This is a genomic window from Paenibacillus shunpengii (assembly GCF_042684905.1).
Taxonomy (GTDB): Bacteria; Bacillota; Bacilli; order Paenibacillales; family Paenibacillaceae; genus Paenibacillus; species Paenibacillus shunpengii.
Map to the genome: position 1 here is coordinate 413,666 of NZ_JBHUMJ010000002.1, position 26,378 is coordinate 440,043.

Annotated in this window: 25 protein-coding genes; 14 read left to right on the forward strand and 11 right to left on the reverse strand. The window is 47.0% G+C overall.

Annotated features, from left to right (window positions below):
- Positions 1-4: 4 nt before the first annotated feature.
- The 3 genes from ACFSVM_RS01755 (at position 5) to ACFSVM_RS01765 (ending at position 2,005) form a co-directional block, all read left to right on the forward strand.
- Positions 5-1,036, forward strand: coding sequence for a glycoside hydrolase family 18 protein (locus ACFSVM_RS01755; RefSeq protein WP_076312188.1), 1,032 nt, complete (start codon positions 5-7; stop codon positions 1,034-1,036).
- A gap of 313 nt (positions 1,037-1,349) precedes the next feature.
- Entirely contained in the window at positions 1,350-1,721 is a 372-nt protein-coding gene (locus ACFSVM_RS01760) for a nucleoside triphosphate pyrophosphohydrolase (protein ID WP_076312622.1), read from the forward strand.
- 71 nt (positions 1,722-1,792) lie between these two features.
- Positions 1,793-2,005 carry a hypothetical protein gene (locus ACFSVM_RS01765; RefSeq protein WP_379260063.1) on the forward strand — a complete coding sequence of 71 codons (213 nt, stop codon included), beginning with the start codon at positions 1,793-1,795 and terminating at the stop codon, positions 2,003-2,005.
- 147 nt (positions 2,006-2,152) lie between these two features.
- Here the strand turns inward: ACFSVM_RS01765 and ACFSVM_RS01770 are convergent, their stop codons facing one another.
- The 10 genes from ACFSVM_RS01770 to ACFSVM_RS01815 all read right to left on the reverse strand — a co-directional run bounded on the left by ACFSVM_RS01770 (position 2,153) and on the right by ACFSVM_RS01815 (position 14,530).
- Positions 2,153-2,350: a hypothetical protein gene (locus ACFSVM_RS01770; protein ID WP_047913413.1), complete on the reverse strand. Its 198-nt coding sequence runs from the start codon at positions 2,348-2,350 to the stop codon at positions 2,153-2,155.
- Positions 2,351-2,758: 408 nt separating this feature from the next.
- The gene (locus ACFSVM_RS01775; protein ID WP_379260065.1) at positions 2,759-3,070 is read right to left on the reverse strand and encodes a hypothetical protein; all 312 of its coding nucleotides are present in this window, start codon (positions 3,068-3,070) and stop codon (positions 2,759-2,761) included.
- A gap of 85 nt (positions 3,071-3,155) precedes the next feature.
- On the reverse strand, positions 3,156-4,541 hold the full coding sequence (locus tag ACFSVM_RS01780; protein ID WP_090726299.1) for a sensor histidine kinase: 1,386 nt from the start codon (positions 4,539-4,541) through the stop codon (positions 3,156-3,158).
- Positions 4,538-5,209, reverse strand: coding sequence for a response regulator transcription factor (locus tag ACFSVM_RS01785; protein ID WP_076312184.1), 672 nt, complete (start codon positions 5,207-5,209; stop codon positions 4,538-4,540). The genes ACFSVM_RS01780 and ACFSVM_RS01785 overlap by 4 nt, the downstream gene beginning before the upstream one ends.
- Positions 5,210-5,235: 26 nt before the next feature.
- Positions 5,236-7,302: an MMPL family transporter gene (locus ACFSVM_RS01790; RefSeq protein WP_379262843.1), complete on the reverse strand. Its 2,067-nt coding sequence runs from the start codon at positions 7,300-7,302 to the stop codon at positions 5,236-5,238.
- Positions 7,303-7,611: 309 nt separating this feature from the next.
- The gene (locus ACFSVM_RS01795; protein WP_379260069.1) at positions 7,612-8,418 is read right to left on the reverse strand and encodes a polysaccharide deacetylase family protein; all 807 of its coding nucleotides are present in this window, start codon (positions 8,416-8,418) and stop codon (positions 7,612-7,614) included.
- A 161-nt stretch (positions 8,419-8,579) separates the two neighbouring features.
- Positions 8,580-9,725: a mannitol-1-phosphate 5-dehydrogenase gene (locus tag ACFSVM_RS01800; RefSeq protein ID WP_076312181.1), complete on the reverse strand. Its 1,146-nt coding sequence runs from the start codon at positions 9,723-9,725 to the stop codon at positions 8,580-8,582.
- 50 nt (positions 9,726-9,775) lie between these two features.
- Entirely contained in the window at positions 9,776-11,758 is a 1,983-nt protein-coding gene (locus ACFSVM_RS01805) for a PTS mannitol transporter subunit IICBA (RefSeq protein WP_379260071.1), read from the reverse strand.
- The gene (locus tag ACFSVM_RS01810) at positions 11,755-13,884 is read right to left on the reverse strand and encodes a BglG family transcription antiterminator (RefSeq protein ID WP_379260073.1); all 2,130 of its coding nucleotides are present in this window, start codon (positions 13,882-13,884) and stop codon (positions 11,755-11,757) included. The genes ACFSVM_RS01805 and ACFSVM_RS01810 overlap by 4 nt, the downstream gene beginning before the upstream one ends.
- A gap of 328 nt (positions 13,885-14,212) precedes the next feature.
- Entirely contained in the window at positions 14,213-14,530 is a 318-nt protein-coding gene (locus tag ACFSVM_RS01815) for an antibiotic biosynthesis monooxygenase family protein (protein ID WP_076312178.1), read from the reverse strand.
- A gap of 193 nt (positions 14,531-14,723) precedes the next feature.
- Here ACFSVM_RS01815 and ACFSVM_RS01820 point away from each other — a divergent pair, with 193 nt between their 5' ends.
- The 3 genes from ACFSVM_RS01820 to ACFSVM_RS01830 all read left to right on the forward strand — a co-directional run bounded on the left by ACFSVM_RS01820 (position 14,724) and on the right by ACFSVM_RS01830 (position 15,575).
- Positions 14,724-14,864 (forward strand): hypothetical protein, encoded by a 141-nt coding sequence (locus tag ACFSVM_RS01820; protein WP_179085491.1) that lies wholly within the window; start codon positions 14,724-14,726, stop codon positions 14,862-14,864.
- Positions 14,865-14,968: 104 nt separating this feature from the next.
- Entirely contained in the window at positions 14,969-15,154 is a 186-nt protein-coding gene (locus ACFSVM_RS01825; RefSeq protein ID WP_379260076.1) for a hypothetical protein, read from the forward strand.
- 91 nt (positions 15,155-15,245) lie between these two features.
- Entirely contained in the window at positions 15,246-15,575 is a 330-nt protein-coding gene (locus ACFSVM_RS01830; protein ID WP_379260078.1) for a hypothetical protein, read from the forward strand.
- An 18-nt stretch (positions 15,576-15,593) separates the two neighbouring features.
- Here the strand turns inward: ACFSVM_RS01830 and ACFSVM_RS01835 are convergent, their stop codons facing one another.
- Positions 15,594-15,755 (reverse strand): hypothetical protein, encoded by a 162-nt coding sequence (locus tag ACFSVM_RS01835; protein WP_177178798.1) that lies wholly within the window; start codon positions 15,753-15,755, stop codon positions 15,594-15,596.
- 219 nt (positions 15,756-15,974) lie between these two features.
- Here ACFSVM_RS01835 and ACFSVM_RS01840 point away from each other — a divergent pair, with 219 nt between their 5' ends.
- The 8 genes from ACFSVM_RS01840 (at position 15,975) to ACFSVM_RS01875 (ending at position 26,320) form a co-directional block, all read left to right on the forward strand.
- Positions 15,975-16,445: a GNAT family N-acetyltransferase gene (locus tag ACFSVM_RS01840; RefSeq protein ID WP_076312175.1), complete on the forward strand. Its 471-nt coding sequence runs from the start codon at positions 15,975-15,977 to the stop codon at positions 16,443-16,445.
- Positions 16,446-16,821: 376 nt separating this feature from the next.
- Positions 16,822-18,372: an acyl-CoA synthetase gene (locus ACFSVM_RS01845; protein WP_379262845.1), complete on the forward strand. Its 1,551-nt coding sequence runs from the start codon at positions 16,822-16,824 to the stop codon at positions 18,370-18,372.
- Positions 18,373-18,597: 225 nt separating this feature from the next.
- Entirely contained in the window at positions 18,598-19,479 is an 882-nt protein-coding gene (locus ACFSVM_RS01850; protein ID WP_047913491.1) for an AraC family transcriptional regulator, read from the forward strand.
- A gap of 161 nt (positions 19,480-19,640) precedes the next feature.
- On the forward strand, positions 19,641-21,404 hold the full coding sequence (locus ACFSVM_RS01855) for an ABC transporter ATP-binding protein (RefSeq protein WP_379260081.1): 1,764 nt from the start codon (positions 19,641-19,643) through the stop codon (positions 21,402-21,404).
- Entirely contained in the window at positions 21,397-23,241 is a 1,845-nt protein-coding gene (locus ACFSVM_RS01860) for an ABC transporter ATP-binding protein (RefSeq protein WP_379260083.1), read from the forward strand. The genes ACFSVM_RS01855 and ACFSVM_RS01860 overlap by 8 nt, the downstream gene beginning before the upstream one ends.
- 68 nt (positions 23,242-23,309) lie before the next feature.
- Positions 23,310-24,002 (forward strand): DNA alkylation repair protein, encoded by a 693-nt coding sequence (locus tag ACFSVM_RS01865; protein WP_076312620.1) that lies wholly within the window; start codon positions 23,310-23,312, stop codon positions 24,000-24,002.
- 470 nt (positions 24,003-24,472) lie between these two features.
- Entirely contained in the window at positions 24,473-25,435 is a 963-nt protein-coding gene (locus tag ACFSVM_RS01870) for an ABC transporter permease (RefSeq protein ID WP_076312169.1), read from the forward strand.
- 12 nt (positions 25,436-25,447) lie between these two features.
- Positions 25,448-26,320, forward strand: coding sequence for a carbohydrate ABC transporter permease (locus ACFSVM_RS01875; protein ID WP_047913429.1), 873 nt, complete (start codon positions 25,448-25,450; stop codon positions 26,318-26,320).
- Positions 26,321-26,378 lie beyond the last annotated feature (58 nt).

Sequence of the window (26,378 nt, forward strand, 5' to 3'; positions counted from 1 at the left end):
GGAAATGAGCAGTAAATGGATCATTGGATATGTCAGTCATCATAGTCTGGATGAAGTCACAGTAACGGATCTAGGCCGGATGACACACATCAATATTGCTTTTGGCATCATTCAGAACGGCGTAATTCAAACCAGCCATCTGCACAATATGGAGCAGATCCCGGTCATGAAGGAGAAGTATCCCGATCTGAAGATCATTCTGTCTGTAGGCGGGTGGAGCAGCGGCGGCTTCTCTGAAGCAGCAGCAACCGAGGACGGCAGGCTGAGGCTTGCAGCATCAGCAGCCCGCGCCGTGAAGACCTATTCGCTGGACGGCATAGATTTGGACTGGGAATACCCATGTTATGGTCAGGCAGGCATTGCTGCCTCTCCCATGGACAAGCAGAACTTCACACGGCTGCTGAGTACGATCAGGGAAGAGCTGGATCAGGTGGGTGAACAGGAGAACAGGCATTACATGCTAAGCATTGCTGCCGGTGCGGATCAATATTATATTGACGGTACGGAGATGGAGCACATCGTGCCCTATGTTGATTACGTGCAGCTAATGACTTATGACATGCGCGGAGGCTTCCAAGTGTTGACCGGGCATCACACGAGTCTCTATACGGCGACAGGGGACTTGTACCGAATCAGCACAGATGCTTCGGTGAACATGTTCCACAAGGCAGGTGTTCCGATGGATAAGATCGTCATTGGAGCCGCGTTCTATTCCCGCAAGTGGGCAGGCGTGCCGGCGAGGAATAACGGTCTGCACCAGATGGCAGCGACAACCGGAGGATTTGGACCGGATTATACGGAGTTGTCAGCAGATTATATCAATAATGATGGATACACGAGGTACTGGGATGAGGAGGCGAAGGCGCCGTATTTGTTTAACGGCAGCACGTTCATCTCTTACGATGATCCGGAATCTATTACAGCAAAATGCGAGTATGTCATTGAACAGGGGCTTGCGGGCATCATGTTCTGGGAGTATAAATGTGATGCTTCCCATACCCTCCTTGAGGCGATGAGTAAAGTACTGAGACGTTAGGCATTCGTGTCAAAAGCATGATGCTTACAAACAACCGTTCTTCGGGCATATAGCAGGTTTTTTCATGCTATACTGCTTGTTTGGAACGGTTGTTTTTTTGTTAAAGGTGAAGACGACTTGAAGCAGGTAAAAAGCCTTATGTAGAAATGGTATAATTGGATTTAATCATGGGTGATCACCATTCTTCAGCATAAGGGGAGACTAGAGCATGGCCTATAAAATTGATTTATACAAAAATGGAACACGATTTAAGGAATTCCATGGGTTTCAATCTGCATCGGTATCTAGCGAAGAGGAAGGCAATGAAATCGTGATCGTAGGGACTGGAGGACAATCAGAAGCTTCCTTTACTGGCGAGAAAAAAACTTACAATAAGCTCGTTCGGGATCAAATTCCAACGATTATCGCTTCGAAGGGGGATTCTTGCAGAATTACGGTGCTTGATCAGGAGCAATATAGATCTGAGCTGAGGGCGAAGTTGATGGAAGAAATAGAGGAATACTATGCCACAGATCATGATGAAGAAGCTCTTGGTGAACTGGCAGATGTGCTTGAAGTTATTAGGGCATTGTCAAAGGTACACGGCTCTACGCCTGAAGAATTGGAGAACAAAAGGGTGGAAAAGCAAAAACTACGTGGCGGATTTGAGGGTCGAGTGTATTTAATAGATACGACGGTTCAATAAAATGACATTATGAAATGGCTGAGGAGGTGATTCAAATTTTTAATTCGAAGGACAAGAAGGAGCGTAATCCGATGCTGGCAAAGCTGGAGGCAGGGCTGACTGTGCTTGCATTTATCATGCTGGTTATTGGTTTCATGAATCCGGGATTCTCAATGGGCTGGTTCTTTGTTGTGATGGCGCTGGTGTATGTAATTCGATACATAGAGTATAGAAGATGGACCGCAGTTGTGTCGTTCCTACTGCTCGCCGTGGGGGCGGTCGCACTATTTTTTATCGGAAGTTAGACAGAATAACTGCAGCTTCAAGTTGGACCATTTCATGAGGTATGGAATATGGAATATTAAATGGTCGGTAGTATAGTCAACTGACAGAAACAGCTCATTAGGAATGAGCTGTTTCTTCATTATAAGAGCTTAGATCATGTGTAACGATTATACAGACATGGGGATGAGTGTCGAGCAGTGCTTGATCTCATGGAAGGGAACGGTAACAATGCCTCCACGATACTTTAGCCTAAGCTTCATTTGACCCATATTCAAACTTACGATACCGGAATAAGTAGATCCGTCCGTTAGAGATAAGTGTACATTGTATCTTTTTCGTTCGGCCTTTCGTAGTTCTTGAATCATATGGATTCCTCCATTCGCGCATGCTTTTAGTTCATAATAACTATGTCGGTAGAAGGGAGAGAAAAATGAAGACTTATTTTTGAAATCGCTTACTTTATATTAAATCATTTTCGCTCATATGAAACAGTATGACTTAAGGCCTATAATATATACATGTGTATTAGGAGATTCTGTAATTTGTTGAGTAAGCAGTGGAGTGTACTAGATTCGTATGCAGGCAGTGCAGTGGAATGAGATTCGTATGCATAGGGGAATTGAATATATTATTCATTCTGCAGAAAACACAAATCCCCTGCAAAATTGCAGGGGATAAGATTTTTCTCATAAAAACAGGCTAAGTATGTTCTTGCCCTATTACAAAAGAGAAACAGCGATCTCAATAAGAGCGTCGGGACAAGCATTATTATGCTATTCTTTTTCTATTAGAAAAGTAATGATGGCAAACAACAAAAACGCCAAGAGCAGCAGCGAACCACCTACGATGAAGAGAATCATTACCAAGGTCTCGTCCCATTGGAACGGATTCATACTGTACATCCACATTCCAAAGGTCAAGCCGAAGGCGCCAAGCATAGCCAGCCAGCCTTGGACTGCAACCAGCATTTTAGATCTTACTTTGTATACTTTATAAAAGATTCCAAAGGCAAATACGGACAGCCATCCCACCAGCAAGATGTGCGCATGAATGGGTCGCATGGAATAATCCATACTTCCGGACATTTAGGACCCGATAAAGGTCCCAAGTATGCCGAACAGCGCTGCAAAGCGTATTAATCGAATGCTCCAGATTTTCTCCATGTATTGATCAATTCCTTTCGTCTCTAAAAATCACGGTAAAGGTGGTGCCCTTCGACAGCTTGCTCTCAAGCGTGATACTTCCGTTTAATAGTGTAATAATCTCCTTTACAATAGACAGACCAAGGCCCGTCCCGTCTCTTTTGCGAGTCGTATCCACGCGGAAGAAACGCTCGAACACCTGACCCGCTGACTCTTCCGACAGGCCCACACCGCTGTCCTGAAAAGTGAGTATAATCTGATCTTGATCTCTACTGCATGAAATAAAGATATGTCCATTTGGCTGATTATATTTGATCGCATTCGTAAGCAGATTGTCCCATACGGTCGCAAGCAGCTCCGGGTCCGAGAAGAACATGACTTCGTCCAGCTTGTATGAAATGGTCAGGTTCCTGTCCTGCAGGCTCCATTGATGCTTCTTAATGGATTCCTTAATCTGCAAGTCCAGCCGGATACAGCTCTTCTTTATGGGGTAGCCGGATTGATCCAGGGACGTAATCAGCAGAAGCTGCTTCGTCAGATTGGATAATCTTCTGGCCTCATCATTGACGATGCCTGCATATTGAAGCCGCTCCTTTTCATCTATTTTCGGATTGAGGAGCAGCTCCGCATATCCCTGAATATTCATCAAAGGCGACTGAAAGTCGTGAGACACATTATTGATGAAGGATTTTCTTGCAACATCATTATGCATGAGCTGCTGCTGCATTCGCAGGAAGTTATCGGCCAGCTGGCCAATCTCATCCTGCCGGTTGATTTTCAGCGTATACGTAAAATCTTCATTGGCAATCGCTTTGGTCGCCTCCGATAATTCGGATATGGGGTGAATAAGCCGCTTGGTCATGATAATCACACCCACTACGCTTACAAAAGCAATGGCAACAATGAATCCGGCCAGCATCATATGAATATCAGAGAACAAGATCTTGCTGTTCGGCTTTATAAACAATGCGTAAGACTGGTCATCAATCTGTAAGGGGAGGCCAACCGTGTTCCTGATATCATTCGAGAAATGGCCCATCATCCAGAGCTGATTCCAAAAGCCTTCCTTGCCCATATAGTTCTCCCCCTGCAGTACCCGCTCCAGCGTCTGATCGGGCAGGCTGCTCTTTTCAAAGGGCTGGCCAAAGGTAATGGCATTTCCAGCTCGGTCAACAAGATAAATCTGGTAGCCTAGTTGTCCAACAGACTGCAGATAGGGTTGGATGGAAGGGGACTCCACATGCATTTCTTCAAGAACGTAAACAATTTGCTCGGCAACCTCTAAATTTTGCTCGGTCATTTCGCCCTTGGTGAATACAAGGTAAACAATGTTAGCCAGTACAAACCCGATGAATACACTGATTCCTAGAATAAGCAGGATCGCTGAAATAAACTCTCGGTATAAGGTTCTCATTCGGTCGCCTCTAGCTTATAACCGACCCCGCGGATCGTCTGAATTTCAATTGCAGCACCATATCGCTTCAGCCGCTCGCGGATCCGGTTCATATGTGTATTTAATGTCTGCTCATTGCCCTCATAATCCTCGCCCCACGCCTGATCGAGCAGAAGAGTTCGGGGTGTAACCTTGTTAACTCGGGTCGCGAGCATCGTCAGCAGCTCAAACTCTTTTAGCGGGAACAGAATCGTTTCTTCATTAATGACGACTTCAAAATCGTTTCGGTTGATTTTGACATTCCCGACCTTCAGGATACTTTCCATGGCCCTGCCATAGCGCCGCAAAACTACAGCTACCCGAAACAGCAATTCCTTCGGCTCGAACGGCTTCACCAGATAATCCTCAGTGCCCGATTTGAACCCTTGCTCCTTATCGGCCAGCTGTCCTTTTGCAGTTAGAAGAATGACGGGGATTTCCAGCTCTTTTGTTAAAATTTTAGTTAAGGAGAAGCCGTCCATCCCGGGCATCATGACATCCACAATAGCCAGGTTAACCTCCGTCTCCTCTAGCAGCTTAAGGGCAATCTGTCCGTTCTGGGCTTGTATAACCTCGTAGCCTTCACGGGTTAGATGAATCGTCACGAGCTGCAGAATATCATAATCATCATCCACGACTAAAATTTTCACGAGAATCCCCTCCATACCTTCTGCGCTTAGGATGAGCGTTGCTGCATATCCTTATCTTTTTCAAAGAACAAGATTAAGGATGGCAGCAGCATACCTCTTACCAGAAACGTATCAATTATTATTCCAATCGCAACTATAAACCCGAACACAAAGAGATCGGCAATCGGCATCGTCGTCAGGGCGGCAAACGTTGCAGCCAATATGACACCTGCCGAGGAAATAACACCTCCGGTATTGCGAATGGCTACTTCAAGAGCATCTTTAACTTTCCGTGTTTTTCTCTCTTCGAGAAAGCGTGAAATCAAAATAATGTTATAGTCAATGCCGAGCGCCACCAGGAAAATAAACGCATAAACGGGAACCCGGGTACTGATTGCATCATATCCAAACAGCACATCCACCAGGAATAGACCAAGCCCCAGAGCAGACACATAAGAAATTAGTATGGTCGCTATCATGTAAATCGACATTTTTAATGAACGAGTTAATACGATGAGAAGTACCAGAATCAGAATGGTTTCCAGAATGACGACCCTAACGATATCACTATTGTTTGTAGTCCGTTCATCGACTAGTTTGGCTGTGACACCGCCGAAGTAAACGTCCCCCTGCAAGGATAATTCGTTAAGGATTGCTTCGGATTGGCTGCGAAGTTCTTCAACAAAGTCTATGGCCTCTGTAGAGTAGGGGTTCATCGTCAGAGCAACACTGAACTTGGCTGCCGTTGTATCCTCCGTGATGCCAGAAGTACGAACCGAGCTAATCTCTTCGTAGTTCTCCAACTTCCCTAGAAATTGATTGATCTGATCCTCAGACAGAGCAGCCTCGGATTCCAACAGAACTGTGGAAGGGGCAAGCTCGCCCTTGTTGAATTTCGATTCGACGATTTCATAGCCTACGCGTGAAGGCAAATCCTCGGGAAATTTCTTGACCGTGTCAAATTCATATCTCAGGTTAAACACATTCAGCGCCGTAATCACCATAAAGACAGCGACGATTCCGCCAATTAACAGCGGCTTGTTGACGACAAACTTGGCGATCGGACCCCAAATGCCGTGCTTAATTTCTTGCTCCTGCCCGATTTTAGGAGCTCTAGGCCAGAAAGCTTTACGCCCGAACAGCGTAAACAAGGCAGGTACCAGGGTCACGGAAGCCAGCATAATGATAAACATGGCCAGCCCAAATACAGGCGCAAAGTTTTGATAATCGCGGAAATCCGTGAAAAATAGAATGAGCATAGCTGCGAGTACAGTACCACCTGCAAAAAACACGGGTTCACCCGTGGCCCGCATGGCGTGCTGCATCGCCGTATATTTACTTTCATATTTGTTCAATTCCTCACGATAGCGCGAGAATACGAATAGCGAGTAGTCGATTACGGCCGCAAACAGCAGGATGCTCACGATCGAGGTCGTCGAGTTGTTAATTTCCAGCCCGGCTGCACCCATCAGAGCGATCGATTGATTCGCTACTTGATATACAATGACCGTAGCAAGCAGCGGAATGATGGCCAGAAGCGGAGAACGGTAAATGACAATCAGTAAAATAAGAATGATAAAAATTGTGGCAAGCAGCAGGACGAGGTCAGCCTGCTCAAACAGCTTGACGGTATCGCCGGCAATTCCGGCGGGGCCGGTGATATAAAACTTGGTGTCAAGATCTTTTGCAATTTCACTGCCGATTTCATAGGCTTCATCATTAATCTCTGAGTATTGGCTGTTGCCAAGTCCAGCCTCCAGGCTCATGGGAACAATCATGGTGGATCCGTCTTCCGAGGTGAAGCCTGACAGCGCCTGATCCGGCAATGCGCTGATATCGACAATGGAATCGACACCTTCAATATTAGCCGAGATGATTCCACTCAGAATCTGCCTAACTTCATCAACGTCGATTCCCCCTGATTCGTTATGAAAAACGAGGATACCTGGGGCTCCTTGTTCATTAGGAAACGTTTCCGCTAATTTTTGCTCCGCTATGATGGATTGGGCTTCATCCGGGAGCGACTGGAAGTTGGTCACCTTGTATTCACTCAGCATAGGGCCTGCGCTTAAGCCAATCATGGCTGCCAGCCAGACCACAATGGTAATCCACATCCCTCGTTTGGTCGAGACCCAGTCGGTGATGGGACTTAGTATTCTTCTCAACTGTAATTCCCCCTCCTATATTGATCGCTCTCACTCTAGCACAAGTAAATAAACTTAATATAAACTGCCGTACATAGAAGCTTGTGGTCGCATCGTCTGGATTACGGCATCGCTTGTGCTTGGTAAGTCATGGAAGGAAGGGAAGAGGGAGGGGCCGATATTGTCATCGGCATGTCATTATTCCTTTATTTGAGGGGAGGAGGTTCAGAACGAGGTATAGCTTTGATGCGCATGGAGAAGAGGTCATTGGCTCAAATACTAGAATAGAGTTGTGATACTGCCGCCCTTGATCTCAACAGGCTGTTCGTCCAGCAGCACCCATACGCTAGAAGCAGAAGGATTATACACCAGATGCTGATCGGCCGAGAATCTTAAGCTCTTATATGCTTTCACATAATCCACAATTTCGATATTCGTGGCATACCAGATGTCCTCACGTTCACCAATAAACTTGCTGAATTCTTCAATAACATACCAGTTATCCTGATCATCGAACTCATAGCTGTGGCCCCAGACGTACATCAGGTGGATGTTCTTCCGCGGTAGTGAAACGAACGTCTCTGCATGCTGCATCAGGTTCTGGTTATGGTGACAGGTCGCCTTCCATTCGAGAAAATTCTCCGGCAGCTGATAGCCTCCCGATGTCTGTACGACACGTGCATATTCAATGCCGAACACGGGGAGCATCTCGATAATTTCCTGACTATAGGAGCCGTTAGGATAGGACATGCCTCGGACAGGATAACCAAACAGCGCCTCGAGGTTTTTGCGGTCCTCCATGATCTCATAGAGCACCTGCTCTCTGGGACAGCGCGCAATAGATGGATGAGTCACGGTATGTACGGAGACTTCATGACCTTGATAGACTTCCAATGATTCGTTCTCTGTCAGACGGGTACGATATCTAGAATCACCAAACATTCCCGAATTAATATGAAAGGTACCTCTGATCCCATTCTCATTAAAAATAGCGGCTAATCGCCGATCCGAGAGGACACCGTCATCATAACTCATCGTTAGCGCTTTCAATTTACCTTCTGGATAACAGCTGAGAATCTTAGGCATGAATGAAATAAACCCCTTCCAATAATTGTAATACCGCTCTTTCAACAGTTTACCATAGTTCAAAAGAAGCGAGATATGCAAAAATCAGTGGAGATCCAGCTGCGTAATCATAAAAATAACCCTCCTGAACCGCAGTTCAGAAGGGCGTTCCTAATAACAACTTAGTTGGTTTGTTCTAAATATTTCTTATGGATGGCCTGATGATCCTCACTGCCAGAAGCAATTCCCGTCACTTCTGTGATGGCAGCTTCAATTCCTTTGGACTTGATCAGACTTTGCAGTTCAAGCGATTGCGGGTCCTGCGGATTGTCATAATGAAAGGCCGCAGCAATGCCGGTCAGCAACCCCTCGTGCGGAAGCCCATATTCAATCGCCATGTTGGCTGGACCTACGAGACGGTCATTTCTACCTAACTTGCGAAGAGGTTCGCGTCCTACGCGGATGACTTCATCCCGAATATATGGGTTTTTGAAGCGGTTCTCGATTTTGTCGATGTATTTGTAATGCTCATCCTTATCAAACCCATGCTTCTTGATCAGAGCTTCGCCGCTTTCTTCCATCGCCTGGCGAACGACCGGACGGATTGCTTCGTGATTAATGCTCTCCTCAATCGTGTCTGTACCTGCCAGGAAACCGAGATAAGCGGTGATGGCATGCCCCGTGTTCAAGGTGAACAGCTTGCGCTGCACATAAGCCAGCAGATTGTCTGTCAGCTTCATTCCTGGAATGTGAGGTGTTTCCCCCTTGAGGGAAGGCTCTTCAACGATCCATTCATAGAAGGATTCCACGCCGACATCCAGTATGTTCTCTCCCTCATAAGGAGGGACGATCCGGTCTACGGAGCAGTTGGCAAAGCCGACATGCTCATCCGCATAAGCTCTTGCTTCAGCCGATAGATGCGTATACACCTGTTCCTTCAGATGACTGGTTGCACCCACCATATTTTCACAGGCAATAATATTGAGTGTGCCTTGTCCAGAAGCACGGCGCGCTTCAATACCAGCAGCCAAGGTTGAGGCAATCATCTTCAGCACATTAGGACCTACCGCAGTCGTAATGATGTCGGCTTCTTCTATCGTATTTACAATGTCTGGTCCATTGGACAACACGCCGGATACATTGGTAATCGTCTCTTGTCTTTGCTCCAGATCTAGGATGTGGATCTGATAGCTCTTCTTGTTGTTCAGTTCATTGATCATTTCTTCGTTAATATCGGCAAAAACGACATGATAATCTGCCTGGGAGAGAAGGGCGCCGATAAAGCCGCGCCCGATATTACCTGCCCCAAATTGTATTGCTTTTTTCATTGTTATTCCCGCCTTTATATGAAGATTGCGTTTCTGTAAGTCTTATGCCCTTATACCCCGAAAGTGTTATACAGTTCGTCTGGATCTGTAACTTTGGCCAGTCTTGTCACGGTAGATTCATCCTCGATAGCCTCCGCAATTTTGGTGAGAATCTGCAGATGCTCACGGCCTGCTCCAGCAATACCGATGACGAGATATGCCGTGCCGCCTTCGAATTCGACACCTTCTGGATACTGATGGATGACGATTCCGCTCGTCTTGATTTCTTTCTTCGCCTCACCTACACCATGAGGGATAGCTACACCATTGCCAATATAGGTCGTTGCTACACCTTCCCGTTCAATCATGGCATCCACGTAATGCGGCTGCACATATCCGGCGGATACAAGGGATTCACCCGCACGACGGATTGCATCCTCTTTGCTCACAGATGGAAGCTGAAGAACGATATTCTCTTTGCGAAGCACTCCGCTGCCATTGTTTTCGCCGTTATTCTCTGTGTTCACGGCATTCTCAGGGAAAGTCTTATCCAGACTTTCTGTTAAATCCTCCTGTGCGTATTCCGGAACAGGGGAAGTTTCAGACCGTTCTGCCTTTGCTTTCAATTCTTCAATCAGCTTATCGTAAATCGGATTGTTTACAAAATTATCAATCGATACGTGTACTGCATTTGGAGCCTTAGCCTTCGCTCTCGGTGTTAAATTTTGCTGCGTGACGACAAGGTCTGCGTCTTGCGGAATATTTTCGATAGCCGTGTTGGTAACCTCAATGGGAAGACCTGCATTCTTCACCTTCTTACGGAACGAAGTAGCGCCCATTGCGCTTGAACCCATACCTGCATCACATGCAAAAATGATTTTGTTGATTTGTGCTTTATTATTCAAATCAGCTGTATCCGTTGTGTCATTCGTGCTGATGCCTTTGCTGCTGTTCTTCAGATCGGATACCGCTTCCTTTGCCTTGTCGAGATCCTCATCTGTCGCAGCAGATCTGCGAAGGAAGAGGGAAGAGAGCAGAAAGGATACGACAGCAGCTACAAGCACACCGGCGATAACCGGAATGTAGCCGCCTTTTGGAGACATGAGCATAAGAGCAATGATACTGCCGGGTGAAGCTGCAGCAATCAGACCTGCATCAAGCAGGCTGAAGGTAAATACCCCTGCCATACCGGATACGATGACAGATACAAACATAATTGGCTTCATCAGGACATACGGAAAGTACACTTCATGGATACCGCCAAAGAAATGAATGATGGCTGCACCTGGTGCAGAGCCTTTGATGGAGCCCTTGCCAAAGATCGAGTAGGCCAGTAGAAGACCAAGACCAGGGCCTGGATTCGCTTCGAGCAGGAACATGATCGATTTGCCGAACTCACCCGCCTGCTGAATTCCAATCGGGCTGAGTATGCCATGGTTAATCGCGTTGTTCAAGAACAGGATTTTGGCCGGCTCGATAAAGATCGATGCGAGCGGGAGCAATCCCCAGCCCAGAATAGCATCCACTCCGGATGCCAGCAGATCAGTAAATGCGGATACGACTGGACCGACGCCGTAGAATCCGGCAATGGCCAGCAGCATACCGATAATTCCTGCGGAGAAGTTATTGACGAGCATTTCGAATCCGGATGGCGTCTTGCTGCCAATATACTTGTCAAATTGCTTAATAACATAACCAGCGAGAGGGCCCATAATCATGGCACCGATGAACATCGGGATGTCTGCACCGACAATAACCCCCATTGCTGCAATGGCACCAAGCACACCGCCGCGATGATCATGGATTGCTTTACCGCCGCTGTAGGCAATTAGCAGAGGAAGCAGGTATTTAATCATGGGATCTACGAGAGAAGCCAGATCTTCGTTAGGCAGATATCCGGCTTCAATGAAGAGAGCCGTCAGGAAGCCCCAGGCAATAAAAGCACCGATATTCGGCATCACCATAGCGCTGAGAAACCGGCCAAACTTCTGTGTGGCCTGCTTGACTCCTCCGGTCTTCTTCGGAGCCGGAGCGCTTTGTTCGAGCGTACTCATAATTGTTCAACCTCCATTGTATATTGTTCTATTTTTCGTAAATACAAGTCTTTCATAATGCCCTGGATATCCAAACTTAATGCTGCCGAGGTGCCGTCTGTCAGGCGGGCGGCAAAGCCGGGACGGTCAATCAGTGACTTGCTGACTTCACTGGCTGCCTCAAGGTAGGTTCGGTCACTGCCGCGCGGAGCGAGCAGTACGATGGCTGCAGACAACCGAGCCTCCTTATCCGCACCGTACGTGATCGGCTCCGTGAATCGGAGAACGCTCAGCGCCAGCTTCGAAATGACAGTAGAGCGGCAATGAAGAAGGAAGATGCCTTCCTGGGACAGAATCGTCTCGCCGAGCTTCTCTCTCTCTTGCAGCTCTTGAATTAACTGGGACGTTCCGGCTTCATCCTTGGCATAATTCCCGGCGATTCTCTCAATTAGCTCATCAATCGAACCAAAGTGAGCTCCATCCTGGATCACAAGGTTATTCAGAAGGTCCTGAATGCCTTCAATCAGCCTTTTTTGCTTCTGCAGTGATTCAGCAAGTGAACCCGAGGATTCCTTACTCAGCGGTACCCGGTCCGTATGTGGAGATGTATCCTCAAGCATGGCTCTGACTTTCTCGATGTCTCTTTCACCAAGCAAGGGGGACACGCGCACGACGGGCAGCCGGCTGACGAGATCAACTGTTGAGATGATGAGGTCAACCTGATCTTCATAGCTTTCCGTTTCAGCAGCAGATACCACAGCAGCAATGTGAAGCGTCGGAAATTCCTTGCGGATTCGGGTTTGGAGCAGACTGGAAGTCCCAATCCCGCTTGCACAGACAACCAATACCTGAACAGAATTTTTCATGTATTTGGCTTCTGCATATTCCAGCATGGCTCCAAGATGGAGCGCAATATAGCCAATTTCGGCATCTGGTATGGGCAGCCCGACATATTCTTCAAGTACCTTGGAGCAATTACGTGCAATATCGTATACACTTGCGTATTGCTCTTTAATCTGTCTAAGCAAGGGGTTACGTATATCCAGACCCAGCTTTAGCCGTTCAACAGCGGGACCGAGATGATTAATGAAGCCAAAGAAGAGGCGGCTGTTGCTCTTCAGCTCAAGACCTGTGAGAGCCTCGGCCTTTTTCAGGATATCTCGTGCCAGCCGTACCAGCTCAAAGCTGACATTTTCATAATCCGCTTCCTTTTCGGCATCGAGCTTAATCTCCGCACCCTTTAAATGCATCGTAATATAGCCGGTCTCATCCTCGGGAATCGAGAGGGAAAAAGCATCCTCAAGCCGATTCACCAGCATTTGAGCAGCCTTGAATGAAGGATGACGCTTCAATTCATGAAGCACCTGAGACGGAATGGTAATCCGTTGACCTGATCTCATTCGTTCAATCGCAAGTGCCAGATGGACGGCTAGGCCGATAAAGGCGCTGTCGGTCAGCTTCAATTGCATATGCTGCTCCAGCTCGGTCAAATATCTCTCAAGCTGCACAATCGTGCTCTCCTCAACCAGGTTTAGGAGACGATTGCGAATATGAGACTGCACTTTACTCAGATTGTCTTCACTTTCTTTATCCCGATCCCTGATGAGATGAATTAATTCATATTCGTCCAAATGCTCATGCAGCAGGTGGATTAAGGCAGTACGGACGTCTTTTTCATTGCCCTGAACGTATACGCCGTATCCCGGTTTACGTATGAGCTCTATACGGAAGCTGCTGAGCCATTCCTCAATCCGATCCAGATCATTGCTCAGTGTGCCTTCCGTTACTTTGAACCTGGAAGCAAAGGCATACAGCTTAATAGGCTCAGAAGCAAGGAGCAGCTCCGATATAATAAAATAGCGGCGTTCCTCTCTTGAGAAGGAAGGACTTACCGATATCGAATCCATCTCCGTCTCAAGTGCAGCAAGAGTATTGCCGTCTCCCTCGATCATAAGCCCGTAGCCCGGTTTACGTGTCAGGGTTACTCCTTGCTTATCCAGCCACTCTTCAGTAAGGGGCAGCTCGCGTTTAATCGTTCGTTCACTGACATCAAGTGCATCCGACAGTTCACGGACAGTGGTATAACGGCCGGGTGAAGCTAGAAGAAACCTTACGATGAGCACGGTTCGCTTGCTGGGCTTCTTCATATCTTCACGCTCCTTTTCTGTTTACTGCAGCTGATGCAGACGATTACCCTATTTTGTAAACGGTATCATTAACTGACTGGAAATATAAATGCAGAGCTAGCTAAGCTGCTAACTCAAATTTTAAGGAAAGATTATCTTAATATCAAAGAAAAGATGGCCTGTTTTGTCCTCTAGTCACAAGGGCCATCTTTAAATAGTATTCTTTGATTCACATAAAACTTTCATTCAGAAGCTTAGTATGAGAGTTTAGGGAAGAGTATATTAAGATATTACGAAGATGAGGAGTTTTTGAATCAGAAGATGTTATTCTATGTATGGAATCAGCGTGCTACATTTCAAAAAAACGATCCCTTTCCACTAAGGCCACACGGAGCGAGAAGGAGCGATACCATTCCTTTTTGCCGCGTTCCTGTGCGATCTGATGCGCCGAATGCTCTTTCCAGGTACGAATGGATTCGAGATCCTTCCAATAGGATACGGTGATTCCCAGCTCTTCATCACGGGCCGATTCAACACCAAGAAAGCCGGGTTGACGTGAAGCAAGCTCTACCATCTTGTCAGCCATAATGCCGTACCCGTTATCCCCTTCTGTACGCTTGGAGGAGAAAATGACGGCATAGTAAGGCGGTTGAAACGGTGTGTTCATGATTTCAATGCTCCTTTTTATGTAAAATTTTTATATCACATTCCTATAAAGCATTTCTATGTAACAATCAATAGCATACAACATTCTATTCTATTCAGCGATAGGAGCAAGCTGTTCTTTTTGACATAGGCAAGACCGAGCATCGAATGATTAAAATAATGGCATAACATCTTTAATGGAGGAGGATTTACATTTGGATATGAGTTCTGTTCGTTCAATTTGCCCTGTCTGCGGCGGAGAATTAAAAATATTGAAGCACAGCATCTCTTGTAAATGCGGCAGCCGGATGAAAGGAATCGTAGGAAAAGCGCGGGGACAGAAGGTAGGTCAATAATTATGAAGAAGGCACGGGGGCACTCATAGGGTTATGAGAGCCTTTTTTGTCATTTAATATGGTATAATTTGGATATAATTCCAAAATGAAAAGAGGCTGCTGCCGTGTCTGAAGAAGAACAAGAGCGACTGAGAGAGATCTATGGACTGGAAGAGCCAGTTCCGACTAACGATTCGATATTATCCTTTATAGGGGATCTAGGAGCAAGCCTCTCAATGGTGGATCTGAATTTGACTGCGTGGGCACAGTATATCAAGCATATGTTCACCTTGCTGTTCTTCATCTTATAGTGATCTGGTTCTTTGTTTTAGTTACACACGGGTTTCTGCTAGAATAGATTCGACTACATAAGTATGCAGACAGAATGGATGAACTCATTTGATGCTAATAAGAAAATGCACCTCAGTATTTATGACACTTCTATTATCCGCTTCCCTCGCATGGGGGGCTAATGCAGATGCATATGGAGCGGATCAGATTCAGGCAGCTTCCAGATCAGCTGATCAATCGACCAATGGCCCGTTAGGTCTTGAAGAAAGTGAAATGTCGAAGGAAATTCAGCAGAGATTAAAAGAAACGTATGAGGTTGATCCTCCTGCTCCCGAGCTTCCTAAATTTACAGGTGATTTTGGATTCAGCATTAATCTGTCTGAATTTGATCCTTCCGTGTTTGTTCGCTGGATGATGATTATGCTGACAATTGCTTTCTAGAGAATTCATCTAAGAAAGTTAGTCTTCAGCTGTATCCTTATCCTTCGCTGACTCATAAGCAATAAGGGTAATCGGCGCCCCGTGCTGTTCTGTAAGCAGCTGCTCAGTGCGTTGAATCAGTTCAACAGCCTCCGATTGATCATTCAGCTCAGCAAATTTGTAGCTGTCTTTGTTCTTCATTATCTTTCCTTCCTTCTTAGGTGTTTGCTATATCATGGTTTGTGAAACGACCACACATTATGCATATGGACCTTTTTAATAAGTGATGAAATGGATTCAAAACAGCAAGATTTTGAAAATATTGAGCGAATTAGCTCAAGCATTTGGAGGCGGATATCCTCTATACTCTAGGTAGCACATAATTCTGTTCTATAGGAACAGACGATTAGGGAGGATACTATGCCGGATATGCTCGTTAAGCTCTATGATTTGCCTGAGGTGGAAGGGAGAGCTAGCTATGAGGGGCGAACAGGAGTCACCATCCGCCGGGCAATTGCACCGGAGAAGCATGTTGTAAGTGAATGGGTCGGAGCCCATTTTGGAAAAGGCTGGGTAAGTGAATGCGAGGTTGCATTTGCCAGATCACCGATCACATGTCTTATTGCTGTCGAGAACGGCAAGCTGCTTGGATTTGCGTGTTACGATGCAACGGTTAAGGGTTTCTTTGGACCGACTGGAGTTGATGAGCATGAACGTGGGCGCGGAATCGGCAAAATGCTGCTGCTCTATGCTCTTGACTACATGAAGCAGGATGGATATGGCTATGCGGTGATCGGAGGAGCAGGACCCGTCGATTTCTATGCCAAAACTACGGGAGCCACTGTTATTGAAGGCTCAGTACCCGGTGTATATAAGGGAATGCTATCCTAGCAGGGGATGCTCCTGTGTACATACATATGATCTAAGTTCACTCACCTTGTGCTCAAGCTCGGTACTCCGGGGTTGGGAGCAGGGTGTTTTTATTTTGACGAAAGCCTGGTCCTAAGACCAGAAATTAACGATTTGCCGCCTCTTCCTCATCCTTGGTCCTAGGATCCAGATTAAGGAAGAGGGACAACTGCAAAATACGGTAGTCCAGAGTGAACCAATAGAAGGTATCATACAATAATTTCCATCTCAATCCTCGGCAAGGGGTAAAAGGATTAGCACCTGGTACTAGGACATGTTATAATAATCCAAACACATGGTCACGAAGGAGAAGATGAACGTGAATTATGAACATTGGGTTGCCCCTGAACTATATAATATGACTTCGGAAATGGAACAGCATCGTGAGGATAAGATTGCACTCAAATGCTTAGATGAGCATGGACAATATGAAGAGATTACATATGGCGCGCTGATCAAGAAGGCGAATCAGATTGCCGGAGGACTTGAGAAACTGGGTCTGACGAAGGGTGATCGCGTTCTGGTCATGGTACCTCGAAGAGTCATCGCCTATGCGATTTATATTGCTTGTCTCAAGCTGGGTCTCGTTATCATCCCTTCGTCGGAAATGCTGCGAGCGAAGGACCTGTCTTACCGTCTGGAGCATTCCAAGGCTCGGGCTGTTATTGCATGGTCTACGGTAACAGATGAAGTGAATCGGATCGAAGAGCCGCTGCCTGGGCTTGATTTCCGCATTGCTGTCTCGGCTGAGGGAGGAGAGCAGCAAGAGGGCTGGTCCATGCTGAGCCAGCTGATGGAGAATCAGCCTGAAATGCGTCCAGCCGTGGAAACACACCGGGATGACATTGCAATTCTGACTTATACCTCCGGTACGACGGGCAACCCCAAAGGGGTTGTGCATACACACGGCTGGGGTTATGCCCATCTGCGCATCACGTCCCCTTGGCTGGATATTCAGCCAGAAGACACGGTGTGGGCAACCGCGGCACCGGGATGGCAGAAGTGGATCTGGAGTCCATTCCTATCTGTACTCGGTCATGGAGCGACCGGTTTTGTATTCAGCGGCTCCTTTGATTCTTCCCATTATCTCAGACTGCTGCAGGAATACCGGATTAATGTGCTCTGTTGTACACCAACGGAGTACCGATTGATGGCCAAATCCGATGGTTTGGAGCAATATGACTTGTCTGCTCTGCGCAGTGCGGTATCGGCGGGTGAACCGCTGAATCTGGAAGTCATCAGCACCTTTGAACGATACTTCAACATTACGATTCGCGACGGTTACGGACAGACAGAGAGCACGCTGCTCATCGGGAATCTGAAGGGAATGCCATTCCGCAAGGGAGCGATGGGACAATCGATCTCGCCGGGGCTCGTGCAAGTGGTGGACGATGAAGGTCAGCCGGTGGCACCAGGAACGGTTGGAAATATCGCGGTTCATATTGAAATGCCTGCCTTGTTCCGCAGCTACTATCTGGATCCGGAACGCAAGCCGGCCAATACTCTCGGAGAGTACTTCATCACCGGCGACCGGGCTAGCCTTGATGAGGACGGTTATTTCTGGTTTGAAGGCCGCGGTGATGACATTATTATCAGCTCAGGCTATACGATTGGTCCATTCGAGGTAGAGGAAGCCTTGATGAAGCACACAGCCGTGAAGGAGTGCGCGGCGGTAGCGAGTCCAGATGAAACCCGCGGGAATATTGTCAAAGCCTTTGTCGTATTGAAGGATGGTGTGGAAGGCTCAGATGCGCTTGTTAAGGAGCTGCAGCAGCATGTGAAGAGCATTACCGCTCCATACAAATATCCGCGCCGGATTGAGTTTATCTCAGATCTTCCCAAGACAAGCTCAGGTAAGATCCGCCGGATCGAGCTGAGAGAACTGGAGAAGCAAAGAGCGCAGAAGTAATGGCTGCTGCTGAATCTATAGCATACTTAGTACCCTAGTGCTGATTTTCCAGCAATAGGCGATCCCTCAGGGTTCAATAGGAGCTGTCCAAACGATGATTCGCTTGGACAGCTTTTTTGCTAAGATAAGGTTGAAGCAGACCCTGCACAATGCGTGCAGCATAAGTCGAGAGAGTCTCTCTATGTTCCTGTTAATCTAAATGCGAAGGAGGAAGCCAGTGTGGGTATGGATTTTCTTGCAGGCATGAACTGTGCAATGGAATATATGGAAGAACATTTATTGGATGAGCTGGATTATAAACAGGCAGCAAGGGCAGCGGGCTGCTCTGAATATCATTTTAAGCGGATGTTTTCCTTTCTCGCCGGACTTCCGATCTCTGAATATATTCGGCGCAGAAGACTGACGCTGGCAGGGCAGGAATTAATGGAGGCAAAGCCGGGGCTCAGAATTATTGATGTAGCGCTCAAATACGGATATAACTCGCCAGATTCATTCACTCGTGCTTTTCACAGCATGCATGGCATACTGCCGTCGGAAGTCCTCCATACCGGAAAAAATCTCAAAGCCTATCCCAAGCTGAGCTTCTACTTGTCAATTAGAGGAGGAGAAGAAATGAATTATCGAATTGTAGAGAAAGAGGCTTTTCGCATTGTCGGGCTGTATAAGCGGGTTCCTATCGTCTTTCACGGAGTGAATCCAGAGATTGCTTCCATGTGGAGCCAGCTTAACGAACAGCGTATAACAGAGCTTAAGGCATTATCCAACATTGAGCCAGCAGGCTTGATCAGTGCCTCAACGCAATTCTCCGAGGGGAGAATGGAGGAGCAGGGAGAGCTGGATCATTATATTGGAGCAGCAACGACACTGGCACCGCCTTCGCACTATCATGTCCTTGAAGTACCTGCTCAAACGTGGGCCGTGTTTGAAGCGGTGGGTAATTTTCCGGATAAACTGCAGGAGGTTTGGGGCCGAATCTATGCAGACTGGTTCCCTTCTTCTAATTATGAAGCAGCGCCAGGACCCGAGATGCTGTGGAATGAGAGCAAGGATACCTCCTTGCCGAATTATCGGAGTGAGATCTGGATTCCTGTTGTAAAAAAACCGTAAATCAACCGAATGGATGAATTCGTGCACAGGAATAACCGCACCCTACGTAGGGGTGCGGTTATTTTTTTACTGATAGAGAGGTAGAGAACAATCAATCTACGTTATAATATACATATGAGTGTATTTTTGGGAGTAATCAGTGAATCATCGGAGGAATGTACATGGCTCTAATATTCAGTTATTTGCGGAAGTACAAGGTAGCGGCAATTGCAGCACTATTCATGCTGCTGCTTGAGCTTATGGTTGAGCTGATTCAGCCCTATCTGATCCAGAAGATTATCGATGACGGTATTCAGCAGGAGAATCTCTCTGTGGTGTGGACGTGGGGAGGTGTGCTGCTGATCAGTGCCTTCATTGCATTTGCTGCTGGGATCTCAAGCTCGTTTTATGCTGCCCATGCAAGCCAAGGCTTTGGAGCCGATCTTAGGGAATCGCTGTACAAGAAGGTTCAGTCGTTCTCTTACGCTGTATTCAACCGGTTCGCTACCTCTTCGCTGATTATCCGGCTGACAGGGGATATCACCCAGCTTCAGGACACGGTGTTTATGGGGCTGCGGTTTGCGACCCGTGTTCCGCTTGTCGTGATCGGAAACGTTATCATGGCACTGGTTGTCAACGTGAAGCTGGGATTATTTCTGGCGGTTACGGTGCCTGTGCTGCTGCTGTTCATTTTTTACATTATGAAGAAAGTATCCCTCATGTTCCGTACCGTTCAGAAGAGATTGGATGAAGTCAATGGCGTCGCACAGGAAAATTTGATCGGCATTCGTTTAATCCGGGTGTTCGTCCGCATGGGCCATGAGATTGAACGATTCGGACGCTCGATTCGCCATTTGATGAATTCAACGATGGCGGCCCAGCGTTTCGCAGAAACGACGATGCCATTCATTATGCTTGTTATGAATGCAAGCATTCTGACCATTCTATGGTTCGGGAGAAATGATATTAACATCACGGGTGATGCGACAATGGGAGAGGTTGTAGCGGTCGTCAATTATGCGGTAAGAACGATGGGCTCCTTATCCATGCTCTCATGGATCGTCGCAACATTATCACGGGCAAGTGCATCGCGACACCGGGTTAGTGAAGTGCTTGATACGGATCAGGCTGGGTTCGATTCTGTTCAGGCAGCGGAAGGAAGCAGTGCTGCTAAAATAACAACAGAAGGCAAGAACTCTGCCGTTAAACAGAGTGTGCAATACGAGCAGGTAAGCTTCAGTTATCCGGGAAGCGACCTTCATGTGCTGGAGAACGTGTCCTTCGAAGCGAAGGCTGGAGAGCGTATTGCGATTATGGGAGCAACCGGCTCAGGCAAGACTTCTCTTGTACAGCTGCTCCTTCGTTTATATGATCCGGATGAAGGAATAATCCGCATTGACGGGAAGAATGTACAGCAATATCCGGTGGACGATCTGCGCGGCTTTATCGGTTATGTTCCCCAGGAAGCCGTACTCTTTACAGGTAGTGTCAAGGAAAATATTGCTTGGGGAAATCCGCAGGCCAGTGATGAAGAAGTGAAGGAGGCTGCGCGCAAAGCCCAGATCCATCACACGATTGAGTCGCTCACGAACGGCTATGATACGATGCTTGGCCAGCGTGGAGTCAACTTGTCGGGTGGGCAGAAGCAGCGCTTGTCCATTGCAAGAGCTCTTGTCCGGAATCCACAAATTTTAATACTGGATGACAGTACGAGTGCACTCGATGTCAAGACAGAGGCAGCACTACTTAACGAGCTGTCGGAGCTGTCATGCACGACATTTCTAATTACGCAGAAGATTTCATCAACCTTGTCGTCGGATCTGATTCTGCTGCTGGATGAAGGAAGATTGATCGCACAAGGGACACATCAGGAGCTTCTGCAGGATTCGGAATTGTATAGACGGATATACGAATCCCAATTTGGACAGGAGGCTAAGCATGCTTAAACAACTGGTTGAACCTTTTCGACAGCCGCCTTCCGAGGTGCTCAGGAACAAAGCAGGGCTCGGAAAGGGAGCGGCTAAGAAGACCGCCAAGGCCAAGGATTGGTCCTGGACGCTAAAACGAATATGGTCCTATCTTGCGAAGAGACGGCTTAAGCTTACTCTGGTTCTATTTATGGTCGTTCTTACTTCAGCTCTTGCCCTGCTGGGCCCCTATCTGATTGGTGTTGCTATCGATACTTATCTTGTCGGAGAGTCGGGTCAAGATTGGATTTACTTCCTCTGTGCGCTAGGGGCAGTGTATCTGCTGCATCCGATCTTTGCCTTTCTACAAAGCATATGGATGATTGAGGTCGCACAGGAAACGGTCTATCGTATGCGGTTTGATCTATTCACCCATTTGCACCGGCTGCCAATTCCGTTCTTCGGCAAACGGCAGCAAGGGGAGATTATGAGCCGGCTCACGAACGATATTGAGAATGTCAGCGCTACGCTGAATGGGTCCATTATTCAGGTGACTTCAAGTATCCTTACGCTGGTGGGAGTAGTGACCGTGATGCTGACACTCAGCCCGCTGCTTACTTTGCTTACATTTATCGTGATTCCGCTGATGGTGCTCGGCATGCGCTGGATTACCCGTCGTACGGGACCTTTATTCAAGGAACGTCAGAAGAATCTGGGTGATCTGAACGGTTACATAGAGGAGACGTTATCGGGCCAGAGAATTATCAAAGCTTTCTCTCAAGAAGAACGAGTGATTAACTCCTTCCAGGAGAAAAATGATAAGATCAGACTCTCAGGCTTCTGGGCGCAGACGATATCAGGGTTTATTCCGAAGCTGATGAACAGCCTGAACAATCTGAGCTTTGCGATCATTGCCGGAATCGGCGGCATCATGGTCATTAACGATATGATAACCATCGGTGTAATCATTATCTTTGCAGAGTATGCACGCCAGTTTACCCGACCGCTTAATGATCTCGCGAATCAGTGGAATACCGTTCTGTCTGCCATTGCAGGGGCCGAGCGTGTATTTGAGGTCATGGATGAGGATGAGGAGATGAAGGATGAGATCGGTGCAGAGAAGCTGAATCATGTCGAAGGGGCGGTCAGATTTGAGCAAGTGTCCTTTGGTTATGAGGAAAAAGGGGCAACACTACAGGACATATCCTTCTCTGCCAAGCCGGGAGAGATGGTTGCGCTTGTGGGGCCAACCGGTGCTGGCAAAACCACACTGATCCAGCTGATCTCGAGATTCTACAATCCTGATCAAGGGCAGATCTCTGTTGATGGACAGGATGTAACCAAGATATCGCGTGAGAGCCTTCGTTCTCATATGTCCTTTGTGCTCCAGGAATCCTTCTTGTTTGAAGGAACGATAAGGGAAAATATTCGTTATGGCCGGCTGAGTGCGACCGATGAAGAGGTGGAGGAAGCTGCCAAGCTGGCGAATGCGCATTCCTTTATTACTCGGCTTAAAAAGGGCTACGATCAAGTGCTGAGCGCAGACGGCAGCGGCATCAGCCAAGGACAGAAGCAGCTGCTTGCCATCGCCCGTGCCATGCTTGCGAATCCGGCAATTATTGTACTCGATGAAGCGACGAGCAGTATTGATACGGTGACGGAGATCAAAATTCAGGAAGGTCTTGCAAGGCTCATGAAAGGGCGAACCAGCTTTGTCATTGCCCATCGCTTAAATACAATTCGGCAGGCGGACAAGATATTGGTGCTGAAGGATGGACGCTTGATTGAGCAGGGCTCGCATGATGAGCTTCTTGATGCAGAAGGATTTTACAGTGATTTGTTTCACAGTCAGATCAAGAAAGAGGCCATGACATAGATCGATTGGATAAAAAATGACAGGAAAGAAGGTGAAGCGGTGTGGGAGCATTAACACTAGATCAAGTGATGAGCACCCTGGAGGAGCTGGGGACAGAGCAGACCAAGAAGACATTCCTGCGGCACGGGGCTCGAGAGCCATTCTTCGGCGTCAGAGTCGGTGACATGAAGAAGAGGCTCGTAAAGGAAGTGAAGAAGGATCAGGAGGTTGCGCAGTCGCTATTTAGCACAGGTAATAGTGATGCCATGTATTTGGCAGGTCTTACCGTGAATCCAAAGCTGGTCTCCAAGGAGCTGCTGGAAGCTTGGGTACAGCAGGCTTACTGGTACATGATTGCCGAGTATCCGGTGGCGTGGTTGACCGCAGAGAGTCCATTCGCCAGAGAACTGGCAATGAAGTGGATTCAATCGGACGAAGAGATGGTTGCAACGGCCGGCTGGAGTACCTATTCGAATTATGTATCCATCACACCGGACGATGAGCTTGATCTGGCAGAACTGGCTGGTTTGCTGGAACGTGTAAGATCGACGATACATGAGGAACAGAATTGGGTGAGGTCTGTAATGAATGGCTTTGTCATCAGCGTGGGGAGCTATGTCCAGCCACTCCATGAGCAGGCAATGAATGTAGCACAAGAGATCGGCAAAGTCCATGTAGATGTAGGGAATACGGCTTGCAAAATACCGCTGGCAGAGGAGTATATCCGCAGAGTGGAAGAGAAGGGCAGGCTGTTCAAGAAACGCAAAACCTGTATCTGTTAATACAGCAGATTCACATCATTATAAGGGTTCATGAATAACGGCTTCCGCAGATCCGATCGCGAGGCCGTTATTTTTTGTCATTTCATAATCATGCCTTTAATTAGCTCAGATTTACCCATTTTATGCGTTTTAAAGCATATATAACAAATTTTAAGAAAAATGTATTGAATTCATCAAACTCCTTCATTACAATAAGAGCAACCAACTACCATACTAGTATGACTAGTATGCAATAGCTTCACTTTCACAGCTTCATATCTAAGCTGCATATCCAGCTTCAATTTCAGCACAGATCGCAATTCCACTTGTTGCACCCATTCACGTTTTTTCATTTTAATGCAAATTTGTAAGCGCTTCAACAACAGAAGGGGGTTTAAATGCGGATTAGAACGAAATGGGTAAAAATAGCTCATTTTAGAATTGTAAGCGGTTTTATCAACTTGTTTATACGGATAGGAGTGAAATAAGCTATGGAACCGAAGACTGTAAATCCACCCATGCCGGAGATGAAGGTGGTGAGTAAGAGCAAACGGAGAACGATCCTTTATCTTCTGCGTAAAGACTGGCAGCTCTACTCTCTATTGATTCTGCCGATTCTGTACCTGCTCATATTCAAGTATGGGCCAATGATTGGTAATGTTATCGCTTTTAGAAGATTTGTGCCCGGGGGCAGTATCTTTGGAGAGCAGTGGGTCGGACTTCATTACTTCCGCATGTTTATCGAGGATCCAACCTTCTGGAGAGTATTCAGTAATACGCTCATTCTGGGCGGACTTACGATGCTGTTAACCTTCCCGATGCCGATTGTATTCGCACTGCTGCTAAATGAGGTCAAGAACAAGAAGTTCAAGAAGTTTGTTCAGACGGCTTCGTACCTGCCTCACTTTTTATCCATTGTCATTGTCGCAGGGATGATCTTGCAGCTGACGGCTTTGAATGGCTCGATCAATTCACTGATCCAATTTTTCGGTGGAGACCCGATCAACTTTATGCAGCAGGCTGACTGGTTCCGCACCATTTATGTCACATCTGAAATATGGCAGGGAATGGGCTGGGGAGCAATTTTGTATCTTGCTGCACTGACAACGATCGATGATTCCCTCTATGAAGCAGCTAGAATTGACGGCGCAAACAGATGGAAACAGACGCTGCATGTAACGATTCCGGGGATATTGCCTACGATTGTTACCGTACTGATTCTGAATATGGGCAGCTTCCTGGCTGTCGGCTTTGAGAAGATTCTACTCCTGTACAATCCGCTGATTTATGAGACATCCGACGTGATCTCGACTTATCTGTATCGCGTAGGTCTTGGATCCAGTAACTTCAGCTACGCGACAGCGATCGGATTATTTGAATCTATCATCGGACTTATCCTTGTATTATCCGTCAATGCGATCTCACGCAAGGTAACGGAAAGAAGCTTATGGTAAGGAGGCAGCCACATGAAGGAATCTGTATCGTATAAGGTCTTTAAGGTATTTAACGCATCAGCTCTTATATTCATCGTGTTCATTACTCTATATCCTTTTCTCAACGTTGTTGCTCAATCTTTCAGCAGTGAAGCCTATATCAATTCCGGTCAGGTCAATCTGATTCCGAGAGGCTTCAATATTGAGACCTACAAGAAAGTTGCAAGCGATTCCATGTTCTGGACTAACTATAAGAACACCATCATATACGCTGTCGTCGGAACTCTGATATCGATGTTCTTGACTACAATCTTTGCGTACGCCTTATCCAGAAAACGGCTGATGGGACGCAAATTCCTGACGGTGTTCGCTGTGTTCACCATGTTCTTTAACGGGGGTTTAATCCCGAACTATGTCCTGATCAACACCCTTGGAATGGCAAACTCCATGTGGGCAATTGTTCTTCCCGGTGCGATCAGCATCTACAACATGCTTATTATGAAATCCTTCTTTGAGAATATGCCGGAGGAGCTGGAGGAAGCCGCTGCGATTGACGGACTGAACACATACGGGATATTGCTTCGCATTGTGCTTCCGTTAAGTAAAGCCGTGCTGGCTACCATGATTCTCTTCTATGCGGTAGCACACTGGAACTCCTGGTTCCCAGCCTTCATCTATCTGGATAAGAAGGAGCTGTTCCCTGTCACCATCTATCTGCGGAACATGATCGCTGCGGCAACAGGCGGTGCAGCAGTTGGTGCGACTTCCGCGGATAATTTGACTCAGATATCAGCAAACATCAAATCGGTGACCATGGTTCTTACCATTTTACCTATACTAACGATTTATCCTTTCGTTCAAAAGTACTTTGTTTCTGGTGTCATGCTCGGATCTGTCAAAGGGTAAGGATTCCTATCTCTCGATCACAATGGCTTAGAGAACCACAAATTGCGAGATTACAAAT